Genomic DNA, 25,044 nt, shown 5'->3' with positions numbered 1-25,044 from the left:
TCTCCGTGGCCCAGTAAACAGTGATATTATGTTTCCAATGTCAAAATTGCCAACTACCTCTTTAAAAGAGAAATGAAAGATTAATGTCCTCGGATCAATATAGGCGAAAGGCCGAACTGGTTCGAACAAAAACCGCTTAGCTAAACAAAAACAAGGGGCGTCTTATAATGAGACAGGTGACACTGACCAAAATGATGAAGACGCTTAGTGGGCATGTTCGCCTCCTCACTTGGTCCAGAATCCTGAATAGTATATCAAATTCTGGATGCGGTTAAGGGGAGCACGTCACTCAGGAGTCCAAGAAACTGGGAGATCACAGAGAAAGCGTTTGCGAGAAAACAGGCAAGAGAAGCAACGAAACCGGAGCGGTGAATCCTGTGAAATCTGAAATCTAAGCATAATACCAGATCAGGTACCCGCCCTTTGTAGAAGTTTATTCATGAGTGTTGATGACCCAACAGCAACATATCGAGGCTATCGACGGCAGGCACTCTATGCTCTGTTTCGCCTTTTTGATGATGCTTTACCGGAAGGTACAGTAATCCAACCTGAAGGAAACGAAGACTTAGCGATCTTCGACTCGGCTGAGACTCTTGTTGAAATCGTTCAAGTGAAGGATCATAGTCACAACTTAGCAGCATCAAGCTTTAAATCAGCTTTCTACGAGAGGATCGCCCCTTACTGTGCTACTGATTCGTCTACAAAAGTACGGATTGTATCGTATGGACCGATTGGTCCTGATCTTCGGGATGCTGTTTCAGGAGATGTCGCCGCGAAGTCTCGCGTGCTAAAGACCATAACTAAATCTCAGACACGAGAGTATAAGCTAGCAAACGGAACAACGCAGACGCACACAATACCGGGACTCACAGATACCGAGGCTGAGAACATCATCAACCACCTCGAACTTAGTTCTGTGGCTGAAGAAGAATTAACAAACTCCGTTGTCAATGCATTATCGAAAACCGTTACAGGAGTAGACGCCCACAATGCATTCGATTTCCTGATGTGGTGGCTTCTCACATCTTCTGAAACACAGTTGAGAATCGATAGAAGTAAGGCCATCATAAAAGTTGAACATATTGGCAGGTTTCTATCACAGCGTGCTGCTTACCACGACGAGTGGTATACATCCATCATTCCAATTGGGCCAACAGATAAAACCGCTGACAATGTTACCTCACTGGCAGAAGAGTTCTATCGAGGAGGTCGAGTTCGCTTTGACCACGTCAATTTGGACTTTGATGTACCACGCGACCGCATCTTGAATGAGATTCATGCTGCTTTCAATAGTCATGACGTAGTTGTTGTCCATAGCGCATCAGGTCAGGGAAAGACTACTCTCGCTTACCGATATGCAAAAATATTCGCACCTTCGGCTTTTCGGTTTGAGGTCCTGACTTCATCGAATCTTCAACATGCACGACGGCTTGCACTGGCATTGATCGGCCACGCTGAAGCTGTTGAAGTTCCCACTTTAATTTTTCTAGATGTGAGACCGGGTGACAACTACTGGACCGAAGTTGTTCGTGAACTCAGTTCCGTTATCGGAATCCGCATCATAATTACAATTCGTGAAGAAGATTGGGTACGTGCTAGGATTAGTGCAGCCGATTTCTCGTTTTATGAAGTTCAACTCGCTTTTGAGATAGAGGAGGCTGAGTTAATCTACAACCGTTTGAGAGCACAAGTAAAACAGTCGCGTCATCTAGATTTTCAGGACGCCTGGAACCAATTCGGTACGCGAAAAACCTTGTTCGAATTTGCTTACTACATTACACAGGAAGAATCTCTTGCGGAACGAATTACAGCACAAATCAATGCATTACAAGACGCGGTGATACGAGGTGAAAGGAGTGAGGGGGAATTAGACCTTCTACGACTTGTGGCCGTCGCCACGTCCTACGAAGCCCGTTTAAACCTCGCAATACTCTTGAATTACTGCGATCTTTCTGCACCACAGCGCACAATTGATCTTTTTAACGAAGAATACTTTATTCGCGTCTCTGAAGATGGCCAACATATCGAAGGGTTTCATCCAATTCGTAGTGAAATTATCTCAAACGTGCTTACTGCCTCCGTTGTGTCCCCTTGGTCCGAAGCAGCTTCTCGAGCTTTACCAATAATCGCCGAAGAGGATTTACAAGATTTTCTTCTTTGTGCATTTTCACGAAACTCCGGTGCAACCCACTCTCTTATTTCCGCCTTAGATGATTTTCGACCAAGAACTTGGGTCGGCATTCACGGTGTTACAACTTCGCTTATGTGGAATGGAATTAAACAATACACAGAAGAAAATTCAGCACTACTGGAAGAGGTATATCAGAAGTTAGGAGATGGATGGTATGGTATGCTCGATTGGGACTTGGGACAGGCACTCGGGAAAAAAGGGTTTCAGTTGTTTGAGGGGCTTGAGAACATGTCTAAAGAAGCGGCCATGGCAGCATCTTATGCCCGTTCCGTCAAGTCCAGGCAGTCAGACAAAGATAGAGTTTTCTCCGAATTGCGTCACTGGCTAGAAAAGTATAGCGAATCACCATTGTTCCCCGATGACATCCAAAATTTCAATTCAATGGGAGAGATTGCATTTTGGATTGGACATTTGCAGATCGATACCTCATTAAGTAAAGCAATAACTGGAAACTGCATCGACAAAGCACTTGAAGAACTTCCAGTATATCTCTTAGGTGAGTTTGTCCGAGGCATCCGAACATGTGTTCCTAGTATATATGAAGAATGGGTCAAAGCACACTGGGATAATTTGTTCAAGTACCTACGGCACGAGGCTGCAATCATCGTTTGGGATGAAACCGACGATGCATTGATTGCCCATTATGCAATAAATCTTGATCGACAGTCATCTACATTGCGTAGCCGCGGAAAAAGTTCGGTGATTGCCAAAACGACTATTCACGATTTGACAATTGAGCGAATTGAGTTGCTAAGTAATCTTTTCCCTGGGAAAAAACGATACGGGGCAGTTGGTTACGGTCACCGCATGTCGCTTGTATCACAATTCTGGGATGAAGCCGATAAACCTGGTGTCTTAGCCGAGAATTTGCATGCCACATGGCCACCTCGTTTTAATGCATTGGCTCGTGGATATACCGAACATAAATTCCGGCCAGCCAATTGGTTGGATTACTTTCGGTTGCTTAAATCATTACGAGAAGAAGTATTGGCTGCCTTTGATGACCTGCGGCAATCAATACCACGATTGAAAGCCCCCCCCGTCCACGGAATGAAGTTCCTCCAGAATACTGCTGAATGGGACAACTGCCGTCGAAAAATTAATATGCAATTACTTTTGCCTAAAGCGGCCCTCGATGAATGGGGCTTTATTACAGAATCATCAATTAGTAATGATACAGACCCTCGTTCTGAACGTTATTCTGGATTGCGACGATTTACACCTGTTCGAAAAGCCGTTGGTGAGTATGCACGAACGATTGGAAACTTCATGTCTCAAGCTCTTGACTGCTTGGTACTCGTGCCACACTTACGGAATGCAAAATCACAATTCGACAAGGACAAGCTGCTGTCGACTGTATCTGCGCTAGGGGTCAAAGAGAGTTCAATTCGCTTGTCTATAATCAATGGCATGGACGCTTGCGCCGCCGTTGAACAGATACAAAGGACTACAAATAGATTCTTCGAATACGAGCAACTACTCGGTGCAGATGTAGAGTTCTGTGAACGCGAGCATCGAGAGTTTTACCTGACTATGACTACTTGGTGTATGTTCGTTGATGATGTCACAGACAAAGAAATGGCGAAAAGATCAAACAAGAAGTCGCCTTTCCATAAAAGAAATACTATAAAAGCTCCCGGAATTGGTGACTTGCTTGTTCAGACCAGGAACCGCCTGAAGAACTCGCTTCAAGCACTTCGAAAAAAGGGCATAAAGGCACAAATTCTTACGGAAAACGAGCCATGGAACGGTTGTTCTGCACTGTGGATCACTTGCGACACGATTCATCCTATTGCGACATTGAACTCAATAGAAATAATGTGGCATCAATTGGTCGCCGCATTTGAGCCAGATCGCGAAAAATTAGTAAAAGTCAAGGCTATCGAACTACTGTGGTCATCAATCGTACTTGTTCCTCTTGTTTGTGGAAAAAGCTTGGAAAGGCAAGCAGTGCCACATTTCAAAGGCGTAACTTACATTGAGCCACCTGATCTCATAGAAAGCATGTGGCGATTGTTCCCGGAAAATATACCAGAGGATGTTTGGCCACAGTTAGCTCTAGACCATTGGGAGGCACATCCAAACTGGGCAGTATTCGACCGTTTTGCAGCGGCTTATGGTTTACTGTTCCATCATGTTGATCACATGGCGGATTTTGATCGGCTTCCCCGGGATCTCGATGAATTAGGGCGATCCATACTTCAGTTTTACATCAACCACGAAATAACACGGTCAGAACCGCTATTGCAAGAAGTGTTTGACACCTACACTGATGTCCTAAGAATGCTACCTGAAAATGACGATGAGATTCTGGAGCGTCGACCAAACATTTATTTATGTACGACGAGCTTAGTGCAAATGAAGAATGCAATCATGCCGACACCAGACTTCAACAAAAAAGCCATTTTATCGATCGAACAGGTTGTCAATTGGCGAGACAGGCTCTTTGCTGGCCTGCAACAGCTTGGAAGTGCACGCTATTTGTGGATTGCAGATTCCCTCAACTTGAATGAATGTCCTGATTTTACGTGAAACGCAATTTTGTGAATTACGACTCTAGTTTGGCTTTGAATGGAGTAATTGTAAGTTTTCAGTTTTTTCGGAATTCATCTCCGTCGTCGCAACGGTACATGTGAGAAAAAGTGACCAGATATCAGTATTCTCAATTATAAATTATTTCCTACGAAGACGAGCATTACCGGATGTTTCTTAGCCTATATAGAGTCGAATCAAACTAAATAGCTTTGCAGAATCATTTTTGTTACAGCCGTCGATGCTGCTTCTGAAAGAAATTTTTGAAATGACAACAACTCAACTGCCATTGCCGCTCTACACGTTCTTGCTGAAGGACAATTCCGGTGCCGTGTTCCTGCGCGCCGGCGAAGACTTTTTGATGCCATTCTTTACATCAGAAGAGAATGCGATTCTTTACAAACAACGCGGACAACTGGATTGCAATATAATTCACATCACCGAAACCGATCACGTCAAGTCATACATCGAATGCCCACCGAGCAGGTTGCCCGTTTCAGCCAGAGACTTCAAAATCGTAATTGATCCAATTGGTCCTTCCGTTGGTGAATACATGGTTCTCGAGAGACAACAGCTACTCGACTCGCTATAAAAGAAATTGTAATTGGATGATTGCCGATTAACCATGGCGTCAGTGAAGGCCGCTGTGAGAAGGGGCTTTAATTTGGAGAGTTTCATTGATTCGTTTTCAAGGAAATATGTTCTCTGGTTTGAAAGGTTTCACGTGGATTTGCCATCACGTAGATGGCCCCGAAGGAATCGAGTTTTTCATCATATTTGACGGAATGCTTTCTCCAAAAAAAGTGTTGGAGAAAGTTGAAGCCTCAATGTCAGAACGAGAACTGGCGTGGTTGAAGCCGAAATCCGAAGGTTCGTGGCTGATAGACGTCGAAGCATTGAATACGTATCTAGGTGGAACACTTCCAAATTGGTCTTGGCTCGTTGGAACTATGTCGGTCTCCCCTCTTGTTGAATCCGAAAGTGTATCACCAATAGCGTTGTTTAAAGTAGGTCAGCAGGACCGCATTCGGACAGTCTTCAGGCTTCTTATTGATAAGGGATCCATGAACCAGAACAAGTATCACGTCGAAAAAGAAGCTGAGAAGATGTCGAAAGCTAAAAGGAGACGTTTTCAAGTAGCACTTTCTTTTCCTGGCGAAAGAAGAAATTATGTTCGCAGTGTGGCGGAGTGCCTGGAGAACACTATTCAGCGCAATTCGATTCTCTACGATGAGTGGTATGAGGCTGAGTTTGCTCGCCCCAACCTCGACACATATTTGCAGAGACTTTATCAGAATGAGTCTGATCTGATTGCAGTCTTTATCTGTGCTGATTACGAACAAAAAGTATGGTGCGGTCTAGAATGGCGTGTGATTCGAGAGCTTATTATGAATCGAAGGGACTCTTCTGTAATGCCCTTGCGATTTGACGACACGACAATTTCAGGTTTGTTTGATAATGACGGCTATGTTTGGATCGGCGAACGTAACCCGAAAGTCATCGGGGAGTTAATTCTGCAACGACTGGCTTTTGTTGATGAAAAAAAATTCTGAAGTTGAACAGGTAGTAAGATGCCTTCTCAGTTCAAGACGAATACTATTAAGGTACTTGACACGTATGTTCATTATTGTATATTTAATTCCATAGAGTCTGTGGCAGTCATATGTCCTCTGTAGCAGACATTAAATAAAGCAGGCACACTACACCCCTTACTTTCGCGATTTGCGGATTTTGTTAGAGAGTAAGGGGTTATCTATTAGGTTATAATCCATAAGTACACATTTCGCGGCCGGGACCATGTTTGGGCTATTCAAATCGAAACCGAAGAATCCCCCCACTGAACGTCAGTTGAACTATGCGCGTAAGCTTGGCATAGCCGTCACACCGCGCATGAGCAAATCAGACGTTTCAAAAGCGATAGATGCTGTGGAAAGAAAGAACCCGAAAGTTAAACGCAAACGCGAACACATCAACCGAAATCAGGCGGAAAAGGCCCAAGCAGAATACGAAAAAGAATGCGGTCCTGAACTGCTTGCCGCCGAAGAACAATGGTTATCGTTTGCAGAAAGCACGCGATTTATGCTAGCCATTTACAATCGCGGCAAGAACACAATTGTCGAAGTCCTTGAAGTCAACGATGCATATATTGATGGCGAGAAGACAAAGAAACTGAAACTATGTGTTTCTGGCCCAAAGGTCGTCAAAGATCGATACATCGGTGATTATCTCGAATGGGAACGCGAATTCGAACTTCCCATTGAGAACTTGTTGTTTCACGATCCACTGCATGCTGACTTCCATTCTGAAGACAATGCTGCCTATCAGCGTCTTGTCGAAAAAGGATTGAAAAAAGCAAAGAAGTTGTAATCGTGCTCAGAAAATTGACCTTACCACAGTACGCATTGAAGTGGCAGAGGTCCTGAGTCAACTGGATTCGACAAACGTTACTCTACTTCGCAAATGCGGAATACCTTGCAAACTCGACACATCACTGTAGTGACAACGTATAGGACATCCGTGGCTCGGAATTTTCCAATATACCGATGGAGTGATAAAATAATTTTCAAAGTCCCTTTCAGATTAAATGACATTGTCATTTGTTCCCTCGTCCATTGACTCAAGCAAATGCAATGCGTATTTTGTTTTAAATAGGAATAGAAGTGTTAGAAATTGAGGTTACCTTGATTATTTCGAACAAAATGGTCAGTGAAATACTGAGCACAAATTTTCATTAAGGAGAATAAGATTTAATAGTCGTGGCTCAGAATGGCCACGAAACAATACAACCGAAATGACGCGCGAGCGTCAAGAACTGCTTCCTCAGAAACGACCAACCTGAGCTCACAAAGCTCTTGTATGTACAGAAGCAGTGCTTGAGCCGCGCCCCGTACGGGGCGTTGGCCAGGTACTGTTCTGTACGCCCCTTGGTCGGGGTCTGAGGAGCGGGCCTGGTCCAGCGTCCTTTTTTTTGCTAACCAGCTTCATCGACACTCGCGATTCTCAGTTTCTCATTTGCTGAAAAAAATGAGAAGTATTTGATGGGAGTGAGTGATATGGAATTCCAAGAGGTTGATTCCAAATGGTGGCTGGCGAATGGCAATCAGCATGAGGGGCCATTTTCTGTAGAAGAAATTCTCGCACGCGTATCCCAGTCCAACCTGAGAAACGATCAACTGGCGTGCCCCGTTGGAGGTAGTGAGTGGAAACCACTCAGAGAATGGGACGCATTTGCTGAAACTATAGATCGATCTGAACAGATCCCGCCTCCCCCTCCGTTACCATCACAAAAACTAGGAAAAGTTCCCTGGAACCCGACTCATCTCTGGTACCTGGGATTTCTTTTCAGCCCTCTGTGGTTGGGGATTCTAATCGCCATTAACAGCAAAAGACTGAAACAGAAAATATCAGTCTGGGGGCCCGTGGGGTTGGGGATTGGCTGGCTCATCGCAGATATTTTTTTTGATCAGATCGCGCAAGGCTCCCTAATTGCCTCACTACTACTACTGGGGGGATTTGCGTTCGCGTTCTGGTACTTGTTTCTTGAGAAACAGCAGGAACAGTTTGAATCCATTACGGAGACTAATAAGAGCCCTGGTAGCTGGTTAGTCCCCTGTCTAGCCGGATCTCCGTTGGCCCTGATTCAACTGGCTGGACTTGCCGTTGCATTTCTTCCAACTGGTCCACGGGATGTCTGTAGTGAGTTTCTGGCCGCTGATACTCCCGATGAAGCAAAACAATATACCACATCTAACATGATGCCGATTATTCGGCAGTTCGAGCTTCTCGAAACTCTTCTCAAGCAACTTCCAGAATCACAGGAAGACGAAGAAGAGATTGAATACATTCAACTGACTGACGAAGCTGAAGCTGCTCCCGATGTCGGTGGGTATTTAGTTGGTTACCGATCTACGATGCCTGACGAAGCTGGTGGTACTTTCACCCTGAATGGTTATTTTCATTTATTAGAAGTCAAGGATGAATGGAAAATTGACAGCTGGATCATTACACACTTCAACAATCAACCCCTGGATAACGGCCCCACGTCGATGTTGACTTTTTACAGGGGGATCACTGATGAACTGCAGCGACAGATTGAACAGAAATCTCCAACTGCAAAAGATAAAAACCCGCTGAAACGAGATTATTCGATTTATAACTATGATATCACACAGACAGACAAATCGAACGCTCCAGTTTCCACAGAGAAATCTCCCCCTCAAAAGCCCTCAGTTTCAAAAGAATCAAATGAACAACCTGTCAAAAATAGTTCCGACATCAAAAGTGTGATCATTGGATTTCTTCAAAGTATCTTCGGAGAGACCGGAGGTCGAATCGTCTTTGTGCTAATCATAATCGCAGCCATATACATCTACTCAAGTAATACACGCTCTTGATTTCTTTCCAGAAATGCATCTGGAAAAGCCCAAAGCACATTTTAGATTATCTGCCCACAAAGGAACTTGAGTAATGTCAGTTGGACCAGTCGATCCCAAATGGTGGATCGCAAAAGCCGAGATACCAGACGGACCATTTGACGTTGAAATCGTACGCGAACGTATCAGGACACTTGAGCTCTTTCCGGATAACCTTGCTTGTCCAGTTGGTGGGAATGAGTGGAAACCACTTAGAGAGTGGAAGGAAGTGTTCGCAGACGCTATTTCTGTTGCCGTATCACGACTTCCACCACCTCCTCCTCTTACTTCCATCACGGATAGTGTTCAGGCAAATTCGGCTCCGGAAAAGTTAACCCTTCAATCAAGGGGAGAAAGGAAATCAATCTCAGAAAATACAGAGGGGCAGCCTAGCAACTCATCAGAACCTCCACCCAATTTTGCCTACGGAGCAAATGACGCATTCGAACCCTATCTCCAGAATATCCTGGATTTAAAACAATACATGAACCCGGGCTGGATCTTATACCTGATGATAATGGTTCCGTTTTTGCTACCAAACTTTGGCTCGACTCCTGATAGTCCCTGGTTTCTTGCAATCATTGCGACAATCTGCGGTGGCATTCTCTTCTCTGTATTGATTAAATCCGGGGAAAATGATTACGGGATCGGGATCGGTTCCTTCATTTTTACATTCATCATTGCAATTCCGTTGCTCTTTTTCTTCCAGGAGATGGCTACCAAATATGCAGGTACTCCATTTTCGGAAGTCATGAAGACCGGCGGAGGGCGTTTCAAAATTTTTCTCTGTCTAACCTGGTTAATCGGAAATGGCTACAACCAGATCTCTCCAGATGATCTGGGAGCGAGCCTACCTTTCTTTTACCATTTTGTTGCAATGTTCTCGAGTGTCGCTTTATGCGAGGAAGTATTGAAATTCATTCCTGTAATGTACGTGGCAAAATCTACCGCAGGAGACTGGAAGCAGAGAGGCCTGTTTGTGGGAGCCCTGTCAGGGCTCGGCTTCGGTATTGTGGAAGGAGTGATGTACCATTCCCAGATGTATCAGCCCCAGGAAATGCCACTCTCGATCTATTTGCTGCGATTCTTCTCAGTGGCAATGTTGCATGGCTGCTGGACAACAATTTCTGCAGCCTGTTTTTATCATCTTATAGAAAATCCGGACGATAATTCACATAAACCGCCAACAGACATCTTTGAATATACGTTTCTGATTCTATTTTCAGTATTAGCTTCGATGGGACTGCATAGTCTCTATAACGTTCTCGTTGCGCGGTCGTTGTTTCTGGGTTTACTAATAGCATGGTTGACTGTATTTATCACTGTACGATTATTTGACTCTCGACATGAGCCCCAGAACCTGCATTGTGCGGATCCAGCTTATACGGAGTGATCCGCCTGTTTACTTTGGCTGGTGCAACCAATCCCAGGCCTTGGAACACATTCGGCCCACTCTCCGACGGCCGATCAGGTCGAAATCCCTGAACGTTATGGCTGCTGCCGCCACTGTGCCTGTGCGGTATCCAGGCACAGCAACGTGGACGTCGCTGCCCCTGATACCAGCAGATTGTACATTCTGTACTGCATGTCTCATTCAATATTGACGACGAATTCACCGCTTCTCGCGACACAGACACCGTTCTTGACAACGAAACATTCCACCCAATGCATCCCTGGGAATTTGGTTGACTCAGTTCGCTGCTTCCCGGACTTGTTACTCTCGTAGAAGTCGCCTCGCAACTGGCCAGCTCTGGCAGCCTCTACACCAGTATTAACCACCTGCCAATGCATTTTGTATGGCTTCGGCACATTCGTGTTGGCCTCGAAACGCAAATCAACACCTTTAGGCAGCGGAGAGGAATTGCTGACAAATGGTGTCGGTCTGAAGCCCCGTCGAGTGTAGCGAGCTTGAACCGAAGCCGAGTATTTCGTACTGGAGATATGCCATTGAGGTGCCTGCCGGTGCCCAACATCAAAACGCAGAAACCCTCTGGTAACACGACCGAATAGAGATTGCGGTTGTTGGTGTGCCCCGGGCATCGCTCCTGAATACTTATTTGCAACCCGGCTGCCTGCAGAGGCACCGAATGCCTTCTGCAATCTGTCACTCAGTTCCAGTGGAGTAGCTGCGTTGAGAAGCTCATCAATGTCTTCTTGGACCCAGTGCAGCCACTTGAAGAATGCATCAGGTTTGCGACTGCCGGTTTCATTCCAGCGATCAGCAAAATTCTCATCTGGATTCACCGGATTAGGTATGTACCACTGCTCGTCAATGCATTTGATCACTCCCGTGTCAGCGTATCGCTGCACCCGGTCCAGAAATGTGGCCAGCGTTGAAAAAACGTCAGTTTCTTGTTCATAGCAGGTGGCTGCCAGCGTGGTAATGATCATCGAAATCGGCTTGTCACCTTCAAGATCGTCTCCCGAAAAGCGCACGTCTCGGTGTCGCTTCAGGATCTGAATCGCCCTTTGCAGAGGCGTCCGCACCAGCTGATCTGGAACGTCATCGACGCTGGCGAAGATGTGCGAGTGCTGGCGTTGAAGTTCGGTTTTCCTCAACGCAGCCACCTGGGTAAAGACCGGCCGCTGTCGCCCGAAGAACCAGTCAGCGTAACCAGCAGGATTAGTGGCCCCCCAGCCGTATACTGCTCCATCGTCGTTTCGGTCTGTGAGGCTGACGGCCTTCAGGCCGTGTTCCGTGCCGATCAACTGGTGCGGATTCGGAATACAAGGCAGGACATCTAGATGAAATCCGATTCCATCGTCCTCCGCGTACAGCAGCGTCCAGCACCGGCGTCCTTCCTTAGTCAGGAGTTTTTTGTAGGTGCCGTGCTCTTTCAGGCGATCGCCCACCGAATGTTTCACCTGCCGGGCCGACGTATCACCCGCCCGCACCGGCAAATTACACACCAGATCGATGTCGTATTCTACTTCAACTCCGCCCCGCAGCGGTTTTACGACCGTCCCCAACCGAAACGATCCCTGGGGATAGATGACCGGTGTGGCGACAACGGCTGGATACTCGCCATCTTCCAGCCAGTTACCGACACTGGTGTATCGTTCCACCGCTTCCTTGTACTTCGACGGTGAAATGTCGAGTTCTTCGGCGATCTCCCGCAGGAGCGTATTAACAATGAGGAAACGGTTGTCAGCCATAATTTCTCCGCTTAGTTAGGTATTGGAAATACGAAGTGCTCGACTGAATCCCCCCGTGCTCCGATTTTGGTCGTAGACTTCGATCGGTAGGTCTGCTTTGGGCATCCACACGCGCCCGACCTCTATTGCACAAGCTACGGGGACTGCCGGAAACAGATGAAGTTCCGCTTCTTCGCCGTGTTTTTTCTTGATCTCATTGAAGACAAAACGTAGCGTCTCCCTGAATTGCTGGAGCTGCTCACGAGACTTAAGGAAGTCGTTGCCCGGGTTGCTGTGCGTTATGGTCCAGCAGGCCGCTTGTTCACCGACAATCGGCCGGACGCGATCCAGCACGACGTCAGCACTGAGCCCGAGTATGAGGGCAACCGTCTGAGATGTCTCATCACCGTCGCAGCCCACTTCATATTTAAAAGCGTCCGGGTTTTTCTGCCAGCCCCAGTCCGGCGGTTCGCGATGTAACTGAAACACATCTGTTGCTGGAATATCCGAAAGCAACCTGCCAAGCTCGATCAGCAGTGGTATCGGCGCCAGCCCGAAGATCGACAGATGCTGGATATCATCTGGCCTGAGCCGGGACTTCACCTCAGTCTGGAACTGCCGCCGCAGATGTTCCGATTCCATTTCCCAGTAGCGATTTTCAGCATCACTGATACTGCGATTGTTAAGGCTCAGCTCTATGGGCCTGGGATTCGCGGGACTACGTTCCGGAACCAGTGCAGCTGCTGCTTTCTGGAAAGTGAGCGGCACGTCGTGATCACCGATACGTGCACCGTACAAGACGATATGTGACTGCCGGTCGGGAGCGATAGATGTCACCAGTTCGATGCGTTTCTCGTGCTCGTCCTTCATGTGTCGGAGACGATCTACCGGGTGCCCCTCAACATCTGCAATGTCCACCAATCGATGATGCGCATCGCAGAGTAACATCAGGTTGCTCAGATCGCTTTTCAGCTTCTCTGACAGCACTGGATCGCCACGCGGCCCTCCAGGCTTGTCAGCAATGATGTGGGCAATGTATGCCTTATTAAACTCAAACTGCGTCAAACCGTCTCGGTAGAGTGCAAGATTACAGCCGTCGTACTGGCAGCGGCCAGCGGCTTTTCCCCATAGGCACAGCTTAGTCGGATCGGGAATGTAAGTGACTGACATAGGATTTTCTCTACTAAGAAGATGCAAAGGCGACGACTGACGTTTCAGTGTTTTTTGTCTTTCGGCGGTACTGGATCGTTGCCATAGCTGTCTGAATCCCTGATCTGGCCATTCGGCCGGTGGATGACCAGTTCGGTTTGTTGTTTCTTTGCAAGTTCTTTACCCGCTGTGATGGCGTCGGCCTGAGTCGAGTGTAACGATGATGCTCTTTGAGCATTTTCCCGCTTCAGTGCCCAGCCTTCTCCTTGTGGAACAACGTGATAGTCCTTCTTCGTCATGATCGCGCCTTTCGAAGTAATGAGAGTGACTGTGCGAAGATTCGTAATCGAATCGTCGCAACGAATATATATTCAACTATAACGAATATACCAAATGCACCAACTTATTCAACCCCAGCGAACAAGAATCTTGCCAAGACGAATGATGTTTGATAGACTCTTGGAATGGAAAAAAGTTCGCAACAAAACGATTTACGTTCCGAAGAGTCGGTGATGTCACTGGCTCATCGAATCCAGATGGCCCGTAAACAAGCCGGCCTCACTCTGGAGCAATTAGCCAGTCAGGCCGAGGTATCAAAGACTTACATCTGGGAACTCGAAAACGACCAGAAGGGTGAAAAGAAACCGTCAGCAGATGTCCTGCTTCGCATCGCGAACGCTCTGAAAACTACTATCGCCGAGCTTCTGGGGCTTCCGACTGTCCAGGCCGACGACAGGAATATCGAAATCAGTAAGTCGTTACGTGAATTCTGTGAATGGATGGAAAAAACCGACCGAAAGCTGTCCGAAGAAGAGATTCGTGATCTCGCAGCGATGCGGTTTCGTGGTGGACAACCGAAATCCCGCGATGATTGGGATGACCTGTATAGGACACTCAAAAGAATCACGAAGGGGTAAGACGATGTCGCCGGGCCGCCAGAATTACCATAAACACGTTCAGGCCATTATCGATGAAACCGGAGAGGAGGATCCCTTTGAGGCAGTCAGGGTGAAGGCACGCCGTGTCATCACGGACTACGTTTCGCTCTTCGGCGAACAACCCCCGTTCAACCTCAAGGCCATTGCCAGTGTACGCGGACTACACTGGTCGGATGACGATCCGCGATTCAGCCCGGATTCCGAGATTGCTCCGGAAGCTGATGGGCGAGTTGTATTACGAGTAAGCAAATCGCGGCCGGAATCACGCCAACGGTTCAGCATCGGCCACGAAATTGGACACACTCTATTTCCGGAATACCAACTGGCCGTCCGGTGTCGAAAGGGGACCGAACGCAACTGGGCAGCCCCAGAAGACCTGCTCGAAACGCTGTGTGATGTTGCTGCTTCGGAGCTGATGTTTCCCGATCCCTGGTTTCGTGATCGAATCGACAGCTTCGAACTCTCAGCAGCAAACATCGCAGAGCTTGCAAACTATTATATCGCCTCCCGCGATGCCACGGTTCGACGTTTGGTCGAACTGCATCCCGAACCGATGGCGGCTGTGTTTTTCAGCTGGAAACTGAAACCCACCGAACAACGGCTCGTCAACCGCAACCGGCGTCAAAAACCGTTGTTCGGGGAAGCATTGCGGATGCCGTCACCAATGTTGCGAGTCGACTATGCCATCTTGAACGATGCATTCGAACGCGTCGGCACCAGTCACATCCCCAAAAACAAGTCGGTTCCGAGCGTAGGTCCAATCCATGCTGCATCAGTTAGTCAAACTATTCAGGACGGACATTGTCACCTCGATCTTGGGACACTTCACGGACGTTTTCGTATTCATGCATTGCCCGTGTTCACATCTGAAGAAGCAACCGGTCCCGACGGCGCCTCAAGCATCGTCGCCATTCTACGTCCCCTGTAATTGCGTTGATGGCCCGCTTACATCGTGACATTCAACTTGAAAGAAACACGTTGGCCGAACCGGTTCCTGACATCGAAGCGGATATGATTCAATTGATAGACTTTCAGTGCGGCTGTCCGGATTCAGCTGGAGACGAGTGATCACACTGCTTCAAATAACCTCAAAAACGCCTTGCTAAACTGAGTATTTAGAGGCACATCCAGGTTCCGGTACAGAAATCTGGTAATATTTAGCTGAGTGAGGCATATTTTTGCTATTTCTCACCTGGTGGCAGTCATCTTTTCCCCATCGTCTCTGTCTTGATCGCCTTATCCTTATCAGTAGCACTTTTGACCTAAATTTTGGCCAAAAACGTGTCATAATAAATAGGATGGAAAACGCTTATCTATTGTTCATCCAATCCGATTGAATGAGACAATGAATTCTCAGAATCTTTATACTAAGATTCTGTATTTTGACTTCAAGTTTCAACTGCTTCCTGACATTTTTTCAATCGGCGTTGTAATTCTTGTCTGGTTTTTCGAGTACTCTGAAATTTTTTTTCCAGCTCTAATGGATCGAGTTCTGCCCCCTCCATGAATTCTGTAAACGCTTCGTCGATCTTCCTCATCTTGCGAATCAGACGCTTATTGTATCTGGGATACAAACCACATTTTAGGAAAACAAACATTTTCAGCATGATCGAATACCTGTTATATCCCCACTTATCTTCTTCGCGATTTTTTTTGCTGATCCAACCCTCAAGGTGTTTTTTATGTCCGTACATCAGATGATGATTTGCGATGTCCTGCAGTTTCAGATCCTGATCGGCAAGTAGGTACCAGGGTACAAACAGCGACAGTCCTGCCGCTTCACTAACTTCCTCGCTATATTGGGAAGCCCCGACGGGATTCGAATGCATTGGTACTGGCAGATGTAGTGTTGCCAGCCTTTCCAGGCTCCATTCGTAATAAAACTGAGTGTAACCTGCATAATAAGGTCTCTGGCTTTGGGGAAGCGGAGTTGAGTCTCTTAGCATCTTCATAGGAGGGACACTAGGGAACTCACCCTGTTGTTCAATCTGCTCCCACCACTCCCCTACAAACCCTGCCTTGGAAAGCTGAAACCCGGGATCTGTCACCAACCAGCCAGCATATCCAATTTGGCGTTGCTGAGCCTGTAACTTATACTTCTCTTCCTCCTTAAAATATTTTTTGATCATGAAATCAGAGCAATCATGGCGTCTCAAGTACTCTTCAATCGTTAAACGAAGGTTATTACTGATTCTAGTATGTTCAGCCAGGAAACGGCGGGTGCCATCGTTAGTAGGGGGAAAATATTCTTTTAGCAGGGGGTACCAAAAAGGCTGTTTTAAAAAGAGCCCCATCCCTGCGATCTCATTTAGGTCATACTCAAAATGAAGATCTTTTTTAGTCCACAGACCGGGAAGATGTTTATTCAGGGCACTTATAAAATCAACTGGCAAGGCATAAATCACTTCTTCATCCAGACACAATCGATCGGGATAACGCTTCTTCAACTCTTCCCATGCAGTATAGTTCTCCTCTTGAATCTTCGAGTTCTGGGACACACTGAGCCTCCTTCAACAGTACGCTTCAATATACACGAATGTATAAATAAACATAATCAAATCAATGACTCCCAAATTGAGGTAAACGAATTCTAAAACGTTTACCTCGATATCCTCCGACCATCTTGGAATAGTTCTGCCGGATCTAATATTTTCTTCCAGCTATCCGGTGATTTCTGATGTCCACAGATGTGCAGAATAATTCTAACCAGCCTTATCGGGAAAAAGAATGTCAGGATCCCACTCCTAATGATTCTTTAGAGACCGCCCGAAAGTCACCGTCTAAATCTCGCAAGATGGTTCGCTCAAAACTGATGGGAGATCATACACATGAAACAAGAGTTGGTGTCAACGTCCACATCTACGAAAGAGATGGGAAATATCTGGCGCGTGGCCGTTTTGAAAGAAGACCGTTTGGAGAAACACTAGGAACAGATCCACAGGAAGCCAAATCTAAGCTGAGAGAACTGTTGCATAGGCTAGACTCTGGCACATTTGTGCCCCCGAGTGACGCCCGTAAGCAGATATTAAAAACCAGAAGAATTCCAAATCTGACTCTGCGCGAACTTTGTGATAGATTCTTGATCGAAAAACGTAAAGTCTGTGGAGAACAGACTGCCAGAACCTATTATAATCGGCTTTCGCCTTATCTGGATTTTTCGGAATTAGCTCGATCACTTAAAAGATGGCCCACTGCACTGTCACTCGATAGGGACTTTGCTCTTGAATCACTTGAATATTTGTTCAACCGTAAAATAACGAGAAATGGTAGTGCAAACGCTCCCACTAAATTGATGTCCTCACGGCATATCAAACACTGTGGGGATACCTTAAGGATGGCCCTTAACTGGGCCTGTAGAGCAGATGTACGCAATTTGCCACCCGATTTCGTCAATCCTATTACCCATGAGCTTTTCGAAAAATCATTCAGTAAGGACCCTCTTCGTGATTGTGTTTTTCCACTTGAGCGAAGGATTAAGCTCTTAAAGGCCATGGATGACTGGCAATTCATGTCGCTGAGCATACTTTTAGTTTTACCAATCCGTTTAGAAGATGTCGCAGGACTCCTCGTCAGTGATGTGGACTTCGAAAAGCAGCAGGTACATTTTGGGACACGATTGGGTGGATCAGATTTCAACAAAGGAAAAGTTGATGTTCAATTTCCATTACCTGATGAACTGATGCCTTTGTTACAGACGTTGGTGGGAGAGCGTGTTGAAGGACCGCTTTTCTTAAATCGGAAAACATGTCAGGGTAAAACATCAAGAAAATATACGTTTAATTCAACTCCAGATTTAGAACAACAGTATCAAGATGAATTGGCTAAGTTACCAAAAGGCAAAGTTCGAAATAGCCAGGATCGGAAAGCTGCATTTCGTGATTTCTTAAACAAAGCAGGTGGTGTTACCAGTGCCTATGTGGGAAAACAATTGCGTCAGGTGATTGGGAAAGATGAGCCAGGTAAACCTTATGACCTACGCGGCTCAATTACACAGGAGATGAAAGAGGCTGGAATCCCCTTATTAGAATTACGATACCTAACAGAACACACCGTGAATGATATAATCAATGTGTATTCCCCCCTGAACCCTAAGCAGGAAATCGTTAAGTATTACAATAAGATCAGTCCCCTGCTGGATGCGATTAAGACTCGCACCGAACAACTTGTAACATCAAAAATAAGTGCTTGTCAAAGTCGATCGAATCCAGTACAAGATACATTACCTGAAGGTGGTCAGAATGTTTAAATTCGGTTGGTGCACCGCTGGTGCACAACTGGTGCAAACGCCAGACAGCCGGATCAAGCGTGTGGTTGCCGAACCGAAAAATATCGAAGTAAGCAACTGTTTTATTTTCAATTAGTTACGCACCATTGGGTTTATTTTCGTCGCGTTGAAATCAGCTTTGAAACCACCCAGGCGGAGAGTCCCCCTCTCTCCGCTTTTAAACTGACCAAACGCGCTAAGCAGTTGAATTCAATAGCTTAGCGTTGTTTTTTGCGCGTCTCAAAAAATCTCCAGTACACACATTGTGCACAGGAGCGTCGGGTACAAAAAGACTGCCACCCGTTAAGTCCCATAGTTAATTGATCTTTGAAGACAAAAACTTGTAAAAGGACTGACGTGGGTCAGGGCACGAAGACCGTGAAGGACTGTTGGTTGTGACTTTTTCGGAGCGAACGTACGTACGCTGAGCGTGAAGAAATGACTTGTACTCGAATTGATGTATGCCGCGATCTGCTCGTACGACTCGATCAGCCCTCTGAGATGTTCCTTGCAGTGGATTTTAGCGAGCCTGATTGTCTCGAATTCCGATGGCGGCTCGGCACAGCAGGGCGGTAGATGTTCTCGTGAACTTTGCGCTCGATGTTTGTTGTAATAATCAACGAATTCAGAAACGAGATAATCGAAATGCCGTTGACCGAAAGCGATGAAATGGTTCAAGACTTCGTATTTAATCGTTTGTACAAATCTATCGACCCGGGCATTCAGATCGGTAGGTAGGATCGGAGCTTCTTACGCTGGATGCCTTTGTTGTTCAGGAACTGCTTGAACTCGGTGGTGAACTTTGTGTCTCGACCATGGATCAGGCAGTTCGGATTCTTATCCCGGCCGACAATGTGGTTACGAATGCTTTTTCCTGTTTCATGACCCAGGCAGAATCCAGATTTCACGTAGAGGGTGTAAGTTTCTTCGGTTTTACAACCTCAGGAATTAACTCATATACGAGTCGTTATGAAACTTGTTTTGTACGGGACGGTCCCAGCCATGGAATTCAGGTATGGTGACCAGCACGCGAACCTTTTGCCGAATTGCTTGATCCGCTGTTCCGTCAACAGAACAAATTCCTCGAAGACTTCCTTGGGCAGATTTCCTGTCAAAGCGATTTCGATCATCTTACTTATTGCGAATTCCGAAATCGCGAACGACATGCTTGTGTCCTACTTTAGGGATTAAAGTATCGCGATGAATTCACGGAGCAACTTTTATTGGGAATGTGAGGATACACGCTCGATGCCGGCTCGCAAATTGGCGAACGTCTTCTCTGCGCTGCTTTTCAGATCTTCCCAAGCTTTTTCGCCCGCAGATTGCAATTCTTCCAGCTTGCTCTGGGCATTGTCTCTCTGTTGACGTAATTTGCTCAGGCGTTCCTCGTAACTGATCTTTGTTTTGGCCTCCGCCTCTCGTGCTCTGGCCTCCCACTGATCCAGCTTCGCGTTCCATTCGTCTATTTGTGCTTTGAGTTGTTTCTCCACGTAGGCGCCACGGGACATCTTTCTCCACCAGTCGATTTAAATGAATCATCGATATTTATACTAATTTTAGCCATTAACCGAAATAAAACGAGTCAACCGCGGCGTCGCAGGTGTACGCACAATACGAAATGGTGCCAAATCGTATTCACTGATGGTCTCGAACGTATCAACCAGAACGGTTGAGAGCCAGACAATAATGAGGTAGACCACTGTTGCGATCCCTTGTGCTGCGCATTTACGGCGATATGTCCATTACAAAATCCAACATGGGGTCGCGTCCTGCTTCGCGGTTGCGCTGATCCAGGAACGGGATTTCGACGTGCGGTGGAATCCCGTCGTTCTCGTACAGTTCTCCGTCGAAAGCCTGATAGATCTCGTTGGACAAGCTCATGAACCATCCATTGGGAAGATGGCGCTCCATGGCGTCGGACAGAATCCCATGAGTTGGCTCGCCAATCAGAGTAAGACGTGGGTGTTGCAACAGCGCCAGGACGAAGACCTCGGCAGCGCTCGCGGTCAGGCCGCTGGTCAGAATGACCAGTCGGCCCGCGTATCGCCTGTCTGCCCGCGGTTCGACGTAAACGTTCTGCTTACCCGTATAGCTTGTACCGTGGCGTGCCGATTTGCTGAAGGCCAATCGTTTGCGATCCGTCAAATAAGAGGCCAGTCGCAGAGCCACTGCGTCATAGCCTCCGCCGTTGCCCCGCAAATCGACAACCAGCGTGGCAAGATGGCCCATTTCCTCCATCACTTGCTCCATGGCTGCATCCACCGCCTGCAAATCGAGCCGGGGTTGGCCCACATGACCCGATAGCCCGGCCATGGCACGGATGGCAAGGTATCCGGTGGCATCATCGAGCTGTCCCCATTCCAGGTGGCGGCTGCCGGATCGTCGTGAGCGAGATTGGAGATAGTCTTCTCGAATCGTATCCAGCAGCCATTCGCGAAGCTCTGCAAGATAGGACGAGACCTCGCGTGCATCATCCGCCTTGTCCAACTCGGCCGCCAGCCGGTCGTGTAGAGGCACGGCTGCGCCGGCGTTGAAGTGGCCGCAGGTCGTGTGTAATTGGACATGTCCATCACTCAGCGGCCTCAACATTTCTACGAAGATCTGAAACAAACGGCGGTGTCCAGTCTCCGCGTCAACCATAGGGCGGTAGGTCGAGTACATAGACTGCCAATCGACTCCCTTCAATTCAAACAAAGCGTAGTGTTCAGCAAACGTGTGCCAGAAAACCTCGAAGTTGTATTCAGGATCGAACCGTCTTTCTGCATCAGCCACAGTGCAGCCATGTGGCAACGCATTGAGACGGCGAAAGCCATGTCGTGTCAAGCCCACAGCCCGGCGTGCACTGAATGCCTGCCCGCGCGGCGAAACCTGTAGGTCGACGTAGTGTTCGGCCAGTTCGTCCAATGAACCTTCAAAAACAGGCAGACAGCTAACGCTGGTCTCTTCATAAACCGTGTAACCATTCGGACCGATGTCCAACAGATTGCCATACCCGCGCGATCGCCAGACATCCTGTAATGTCGCGAAATCGACGTTATGATCGGCTTCCTTGATGGTTGACTTACTCATTCAGCTTGGCTCTCCCGCTCGGCATTGATCTATTTAACCAGTGCGTCTATGATACTCATAACATCAATAGTCGCAACATCGCTTTGGAGATGACGATTTGACCGCTGCCCTCCCGATTATTGCGTTCTACGACAAAAGAACTCTTCAACACTCGCCCGAAATCGAACAAAATTTTTTGCCGGGCCGATTAGAACGCCGTGTCAAACAGATCCTGGCCAAGCTGGATTATAAGTGGGACTACCCCGAGCATCCGGGCCGGTTGACAGCAATCAAGGAGCACCTCGATTCCCATCTAATCCCTCGGGTTCAGTTTAGAACCGGAGCCAAAGCGAGCCGTACCCAATTGGCACGCGTTCATACGTCTCGTTACCTGGACACCATTTTTGATCTGGGGGGCAAAATGGCTTGGTTGGACGAAGATACCACGGCCATTTCTCCCAAGAGCGTTGAGGCGGCAAAAGTTGCAGCAGGCACCGCCATTGCCGCGGTTGAATCGGTTCTGCGGGGAGAGGCCGCCAGCGCTTTCGCGATCGTGCGGCCGCCGGGGCACCATGCCGAGCCGACGCGAGCGAGGGGTTTTTGCCTGTTCAACAATGTTGCGGTCGCGGCTACCCACGCGCAGTCAAAGTTGGGCTGCGACCGGGTTCTGATCGTCGATTGGGACGCCCATCACGGAAATGGTACCCAGGAAATCTTCTGGGCCGACCCGAGTGTCCTTTTCTTCGACGTTCATCGCGCCGCCCCGTTCTATCCAGGGTCCGGCGATTTGGAAGAGACCGGAGCCGGGCTGGGAGAGGGGTATACCGTGAACGTGCCCCTTCCTGCTGGAACGGGGGACCGCGCCATCGTGAAGGCGTTTGAGGAGATCCTGGTACCGGCTGCCAAGGCATTCCATCCCGACCTCGTTCTAGTCTCTGCCGGATTTGACTGGCACCGGAACGATCTTGCCGGGAATGTTACTGACAACGGATTCGCGATGCTTACGGCAATTGTGCAACAAGTGGCCGATCAGCATTGTTCAGGCCGACTCGCCTTCGTGCTCGAAGGAGGTTACGACATGGATTCCCTGTCGGAGGGCGTTCATGCAGTGCTACGAACTCTGGCAGGCCAGGCTCCTGCCCCCCTCATTGAGTGCGGAATCCCTGAAGTCGAGGAAGCGATCGAATTTCATCAAGATGCTTTTTTAGAAGACGATGGCGGCGAGTGATTTCGCGTCCGGATCAAACGTAAAAGTCCAGCTCTTCCTGGGCTTTCAGCAAATCTCGCATCTTGATCGGGTCATCCCCAAAGAAGAAGACAAGGCCCCAGTGGGTGCCGAATGCATTTCGCTCCGGCACTGTCGCTCCCGCAGGTGGCACCAGTTCGTGCGACTCAAAGTAAGGATGCTCAACACACTCTTTCGGCATTTCCAACTTGCTGACCACACGACGTCTTGGATATACACCAAAGCAGCCGGCGTAGCCCTTCGCATCGACCACTTCACGAGGGAAGAAGGCATCGACCTCTTCTGGAGTACTCTTGGGGTCAAACACCAACATCGAGGCCTGATAGCCACTAAAGCCATAAGCCCGCTCTATCAGTTCGAAGGCTTTGAACCCCGGCGGGCGGTATGCAACTTCGCCAAAGTACATGGTGCCGTCACTAGTCACGAAATACTCAGGATGAATCTGACCGAACTGGATATCAAAGGTTTTGATCAGCAACTCAACCTGTTTGGTAATTGCTTCTCGCCAGCTTTCCAGTTCTTTCGTGGCAGGTACGAATACAGAATAGCCTAATGTGACATACTCTGAGATATTCAGGAACTTGATCTTTCCATTGTGAATCCAGGCTTCAACTGCAAACTCCCAGCCATCCAGGTGGCTTTCCATCAACAACGGGTATTCTTCATCGGGAATTGCATCGATATCTTCGACCGTGCGGATCACGCGGTGCCCCAGGCAACCGGCTTTATCGAAAGCTTTGACGTGAATCGGATCGTCCGGGTCGCCATCGAGATGGAGTAAAGTCTGATTTACTCGTTTCATAAAGCGAACCACGTCTTCTTTTTCGTGCGCCTCTTCGAAGATCCCGACGCGTATGCCGCCAAGCTGAGCCCGACGCTTCATCAGCGCCTTGTCGCGGAATAAAATGGACTGACCGTACATGCGGGGGCTATCAAGCAAGACAGAGTTGATCACCCCGGACCATTCGACAGTCTCTTCGAACAACGGGACTGCCACATCCACTCCCTCTGCTTTCAGTTTCTCGACGATTTCCATTGAGCGGTCAGTCAGACGCTCAAAGTCCCAGGGAATGAACGGGATGTTATTCGCGGTACAAAAATCGGCTGCCCAGTCAGGCGCGACCACGATATAGCGGCGGTTAAATTTCTGCGCGGCTTTAATCGCGTTTACGCTCCAGCCGAGCAGAGCAATATAACCCTTGTTGGGATCTTTGGGCGTTTCAGTCCCACGAACAGAATCCAGGGAAGGATCCCGCCAACTTAGGACTTCCTGGGACAGCTTTGACTCAGGTGTAACAGCCATATTTTCACTCCTTTTTGTATTTACAATAATTCATCGGAGTGAGAGAACACTTCTATACACCAGACACTCCGCCAACCTTAGTGTGCAGGGACGTTTCCTGGACCAGGACATCGGGTGCATACACTTTGACATGACGTCCTTCGGTCCCATTTTGTTCGCATCGTCGTCCCATCGCGGCGCAACGAACACTTACCGTCGAGCAAAGCGCTTGGCTGCCTGAACGCACCCAAACCTCGGCCCAACGCATCTCTTTTACGGGTTCTTTTCAGTCACCTCAGGGCGTCGTTCCTATGATTCTTCGTTCTGTTCGGGCAGAGCGTAAGCGCCGTCCTTGTCGTGAATCTCACGTCCCGTCACGGGCGGGTTAAACGTGCAGACCAGCCGTAGCTCGGTATGGGCTTTCAGGATGTGTCGGTCGTGCTTGTCCAGGGCATAAAGTGTCCCTGGTTTGATATCGTGCTTTTCGTCCGTTTCCAGGTCGGTAATCTCGCCGGTCCCCTGGTAACAGTAGACCGCCTCCAGATGGTTCTTGTACCACATCTGCACTTCCAGGCCGGGCGGGAAAACGGTTTCGTGCATGGAAAAGCCCATATTGTCACTCTTCAGCAGAAAGCGGAAGCTTGTCCACCCCGCCGGACTTATCACTTCACGTTCCCCACCTGTCAAATCCTCGATTCTGACAATTTTCATAATTGCTCCTTGTAACGTGTTTGCTATCGTTCGGAGCGGCAACAGACGATGGCTTTCGTCCAATTCTTCCAGTATGACAGTTCGTCGCTGTGTTGGCAAGGTGCTCATCCCGTATACCCCCTTTATTACGCGGGCT

21 protein-coding genes and 1 pseudogene are annotated in these 25,044 nt (G+C 48.0%); 11 read left to right on the top strand and 11 right to left on the bottom strand.

The annotated features are described in order from the left end of the window. Positions 1-439: 439 nt before the first annotated feature. From F1728_RS24425 to F1728_RS24400, 7 genes and pseudogenes are all read left to right on the top strand, one after another. The gene (locus tag F1728_RS24425) at positions 440-4,723 is read left to right on the top strand and encodes a hypothetical protein (RefSeq protein WP_155366262.1); all 4,284 of its coding nucleotides are present in this window, start codon (positions 440-442) and stop codon (positions 4,721-4,723) included. Between the two features lie 268 nt (positions 4,724-4,991). Beyond that, a complete protein-coding gene (locus tag F1728_RS24420; RefSeq protein WP_155366261.1) occupies positions 4,992-5,315 on the top strand; it encodes a hypothetical protein in 324 nt (107 codons plus the stop codon). A gap of 85 nt (positions 5,316-5,400) precedes the next feature. After that, positions 5,401-6,276 (top strand): toll/interleukin-1 receptor domain-containing protein, encoded by an 876-nt coding sequence (locus F1728_RS24415; RefSeq protein ID WP_155366260.1) that lies wholly within the window; start codon positions 5,401-5,403, stop codon positions 6,274-6,276. A gap of 295 nt (positions 6,277-6,571) precedes the next feature. Then, the gene (locus F1728_RS24410; protein ID WP_155366259.1) at positions 6,572-7,090 is read left to right on the top strand and encodes a hypothetical protein; all 519 of its coding nucleotides are present in this window, start codon (positions 6,572-6,574) and stop codon (positions 7,088-7,090) included. 671 nt (positions 7,091-7,761) lie between these two features. Beyond that, positions 7,762-7,935, top strand: a pseudogene (locus F1728_RS32665) (GYF domain-containing protein); the annotation flags it as partial. A 207-nt stretch (positions 7,936-8,142) separates the two neighbouring features. Further along, complete coding sequence (locus F1728_RS24405; RefSeq protein WP_228030903.1) at positions 8,143-9,117, top strand: hypothetical protein; 975 nt, start codon at positions 8,143-8,145, stop codon at positions 9,115-9,117. Between the two features lie 73 nt (positions 9,118-9,190). Then, complete coding sequence (locus F1728_RS24400; RefSeq protein ID WP_155366257.1) at positions 9,191-10,528, top strand: PrsW family glutamic-type intramembrane protease; 1,338 nt, start codon at positions 9,191-9,193, stop codon at positions 10,526-10,528. 197 nt (positions 10,529-10,725) lie between these two features. On the opposite strand, the gene F1728_RS24395 is transcribed toward F1728_RS24400, so the two are convergent. From F1728_RS24395 to F1728_RS24385, 3 genes are read right to left on the bottom strand one after another with little or no spacing between them, the layout of a single operon-like run. Beyond that, positions 10,726-12,291: a nucleotidyltransferase gene (locus tag F1728_RS24395; RefSeq protein ID WP_155366256.1), complete on the bottom strand. Its 1,566-nt coding sequence runs from the start codon at positions 12,289-12,291 to the stop codon at positions 10,726-10,728. 15 nt (positions 12,292-12,306) lie between these two features. Then, positions 12,307-13,440 carry an SAVED domain-containing protein gene (locus tag F1728_RS24390; RefSeq protein WP_145188227.1) on the bottom strand — a complete coding sequence of 378 codons (1,134 nt, stop codon included), beginning with the start codon at positions 13,438-13,440 and terminating at the stop codon, positions 12,307-12,309. Positions 13,441-13,484: 44 nt separating this feature from the next. Beyond that, a complete protein-coding gene (locus F1728_RS24385; RefSeq protein ID WP_145188230.1) occupies positions 13,485-13,718 on the bottom strand; it encodes a DUF2188 domain-containing protein in 234 nt (77 codons plus the stop codon). Positions 13,719-13,883: 165 nt separating this feature from the next. Here F1728_RS24385 and F1728_RS24380 point away from each other — a divergent pair, with 165 nt between their 5' ends. Both F1728_RS24380 and F1728_RS24375 read left to right on the top strand, forming a co-directional pair. Then, positions 13,884-14,336 (top strand): helix-turn-helix domain-containing protein, encoded by a 453-nt coding sequence (locus F1728_RS24380; RefSeq protein WP_145188233.1) that lies wholly within the window; start codon positions 13,884-13,886, stop codon positions 14,334-14,336. Between the two features lie 4 nt (positions 14,337-14,340). Beyond that, the gene (locus F1728_RS24375; protein ID WP_194242498.1) at positions 14,341-15,285 is read left to right on the top strand and encodes an ImmA/IrrE family metallo-endopeptidase; all 945 of its coding nucleotides are present in this window, start codon (positions 14,341-14,343) and stop codon (positions 15,283-15,285) included. A 460-nt stretch (positions 15,286-15,745) separates the two neighbouring features. On the opposite strand, the gene F1728_RS24370 is transcribed toward F1728_RS24375, so the two are convergent. Continuing rightward, complete coding sequence (locus F1728_RS24370; protein WP_155366254.1) at positions 15,746-16,855, bottom strand: hypothetical protein; 1,110 nt, start codon at positions 16,853-16,855, stop codon at positions 15,746-15,748. Between the two features lie 179 nt (positions 16,856-17,034). On the opposite strand from F1728_RS24370, the gene F1728_RS24365 reads away from it, so the two are divergent. Further along, complete coding sequence (locus tag F1728_RS24365) at positions 17,035-18,603, top strand: tyrosine-type recombinase/integrase (RefSeq protein WP_155366253.1); 1,569 nt, start codon at positions 17,035-17,037, stop codon at positions 18,601-18,603. A gap of 321 nt (positions 18,604-18,924) precedes the next feature. On the opposite strand, the gene F1728_RS32660 is transcribed toward F1728_RS24365, so the two are convergent. From F1728_RS32660 to F1728_RS24345, 5 genes are all read right to left on the bottom strand, one after another. After that, entirely contained in the window at positions 18,925-19,299 is a 375-nt protein-coding gene (locus F1728_RS32660) for a hypothetical protein (protein WP_390642577.1), read from the bottom strand. 44 nt (positions 19,300-19,343) lie between these two features. Then, the gene (locus F1728_RS24360) at positions 19,344-19,529 is read right to left on the bottom strand and encodes a hypothetical protein (protein WP_155366252.1); all 186 of its coding nucleotides are present in this window, start codon (positions 19,527-19,529) and stop codon (positions 19,344-19,346) included. A gap of 312 nt (positions 19,530-19,841) precedes the next feature. Next, the gene (locus F1728_RS24355; RefSeq protein WP_155366251.1) at positions 19,842-20,129 is read right to left on the bottom strand and encodes a sll1863 family stress response protein; all 288 of its coding nucleotides are present in this window, start codon (positions 20,127-20,129) and stop codon (positions 19,842-19,844) included. A gap of 48 nt (positions 20,130-20,177) precedes the next feature. Next, a complete protein-coding gene (locus F1728_RS24350) occupies positions 20,178-20,321 on the bottom strand; it encodes a hypothetical protein (protein ID WP_155366250.1) in 144 nt (47 codons plus the stop codon). 25 nt (positions 20,322-20,346) lie between these two features. Beyond that, on the bottom strand, positions 20,347-21,690 hold the full coding sequence (locus tag F1728_RS24345; protein ID WP_155366249.1) for a S41 family peptidase: 1,344 nt from the start codon (positions 21,688-21,690) through the stop codon (positions 20,347-20,349). A gap of 97 nt (positions 21,691-21,787) precedes the next feature. Here F1728_RS24345 and F1728_RS24340 point away from each other — a divergent pair, with 97 nt between their 5' ends. Further along, on the top strand, positions 21,788-22,897 hold the full coding sequence (locus F1728_RS24340) for a histone deacetylase family protein (RefSeq protein ID WP_155366248.1): 1,110 nt from the start codon (positions 21,788-21,790) through the stop codon (positions 22,895-22,897). Positions 22,898-22,910: 13 nt separating this feature from the next. On the opposite strand, the gene F1728_RS24335 is transcribed toward F1728_RS24340, so the two are convergent. Both F1728_RS24335 and F1728_RS24330 read right to left on the bottom strand, forming a co-directional pair. Continuing rightward, positions 22,911-24,218, bottom strand: a complete 1,308-nt coding sequence (locus F1728_RS24335; RefSeq protein ID WP_155366247.1) for an ATP-grasp domain-containing protein — start codon at positions 24,216-24,218, stop codon at positions 22,911-22,913. 288 nt (positions 24,219-24,506) lie between these two features. Beyond that, the gene (locus F1728_RS24330; protein WP_155366246.1) at positions 24,507-24,908 is read right to left on the bottom strand and encodes an ectoine synthase; all 402 of its coding nucleotides are present in this window, start codon (positions 24,906-24,908) and stop codon (positions 24,507-24,509) included. Positions 24,909-25,044: the final 136 nt, after the last annotated feature.

The organism is Gimesia benthica, assembly GCF_009720525.1.
GTDB classification, from domain to species: domain Bacteria; phylum Planctomycetota; class Planctomycetia; order Planctomycetales; family Planctomycetaceae; genus Gimesia; species Gimesia benthica.
The sequence above is the reverse complement of the archived record's forward strand: the minus strand, read 5'-3'. Positions and strand labels throughout refer to the sequence as shown.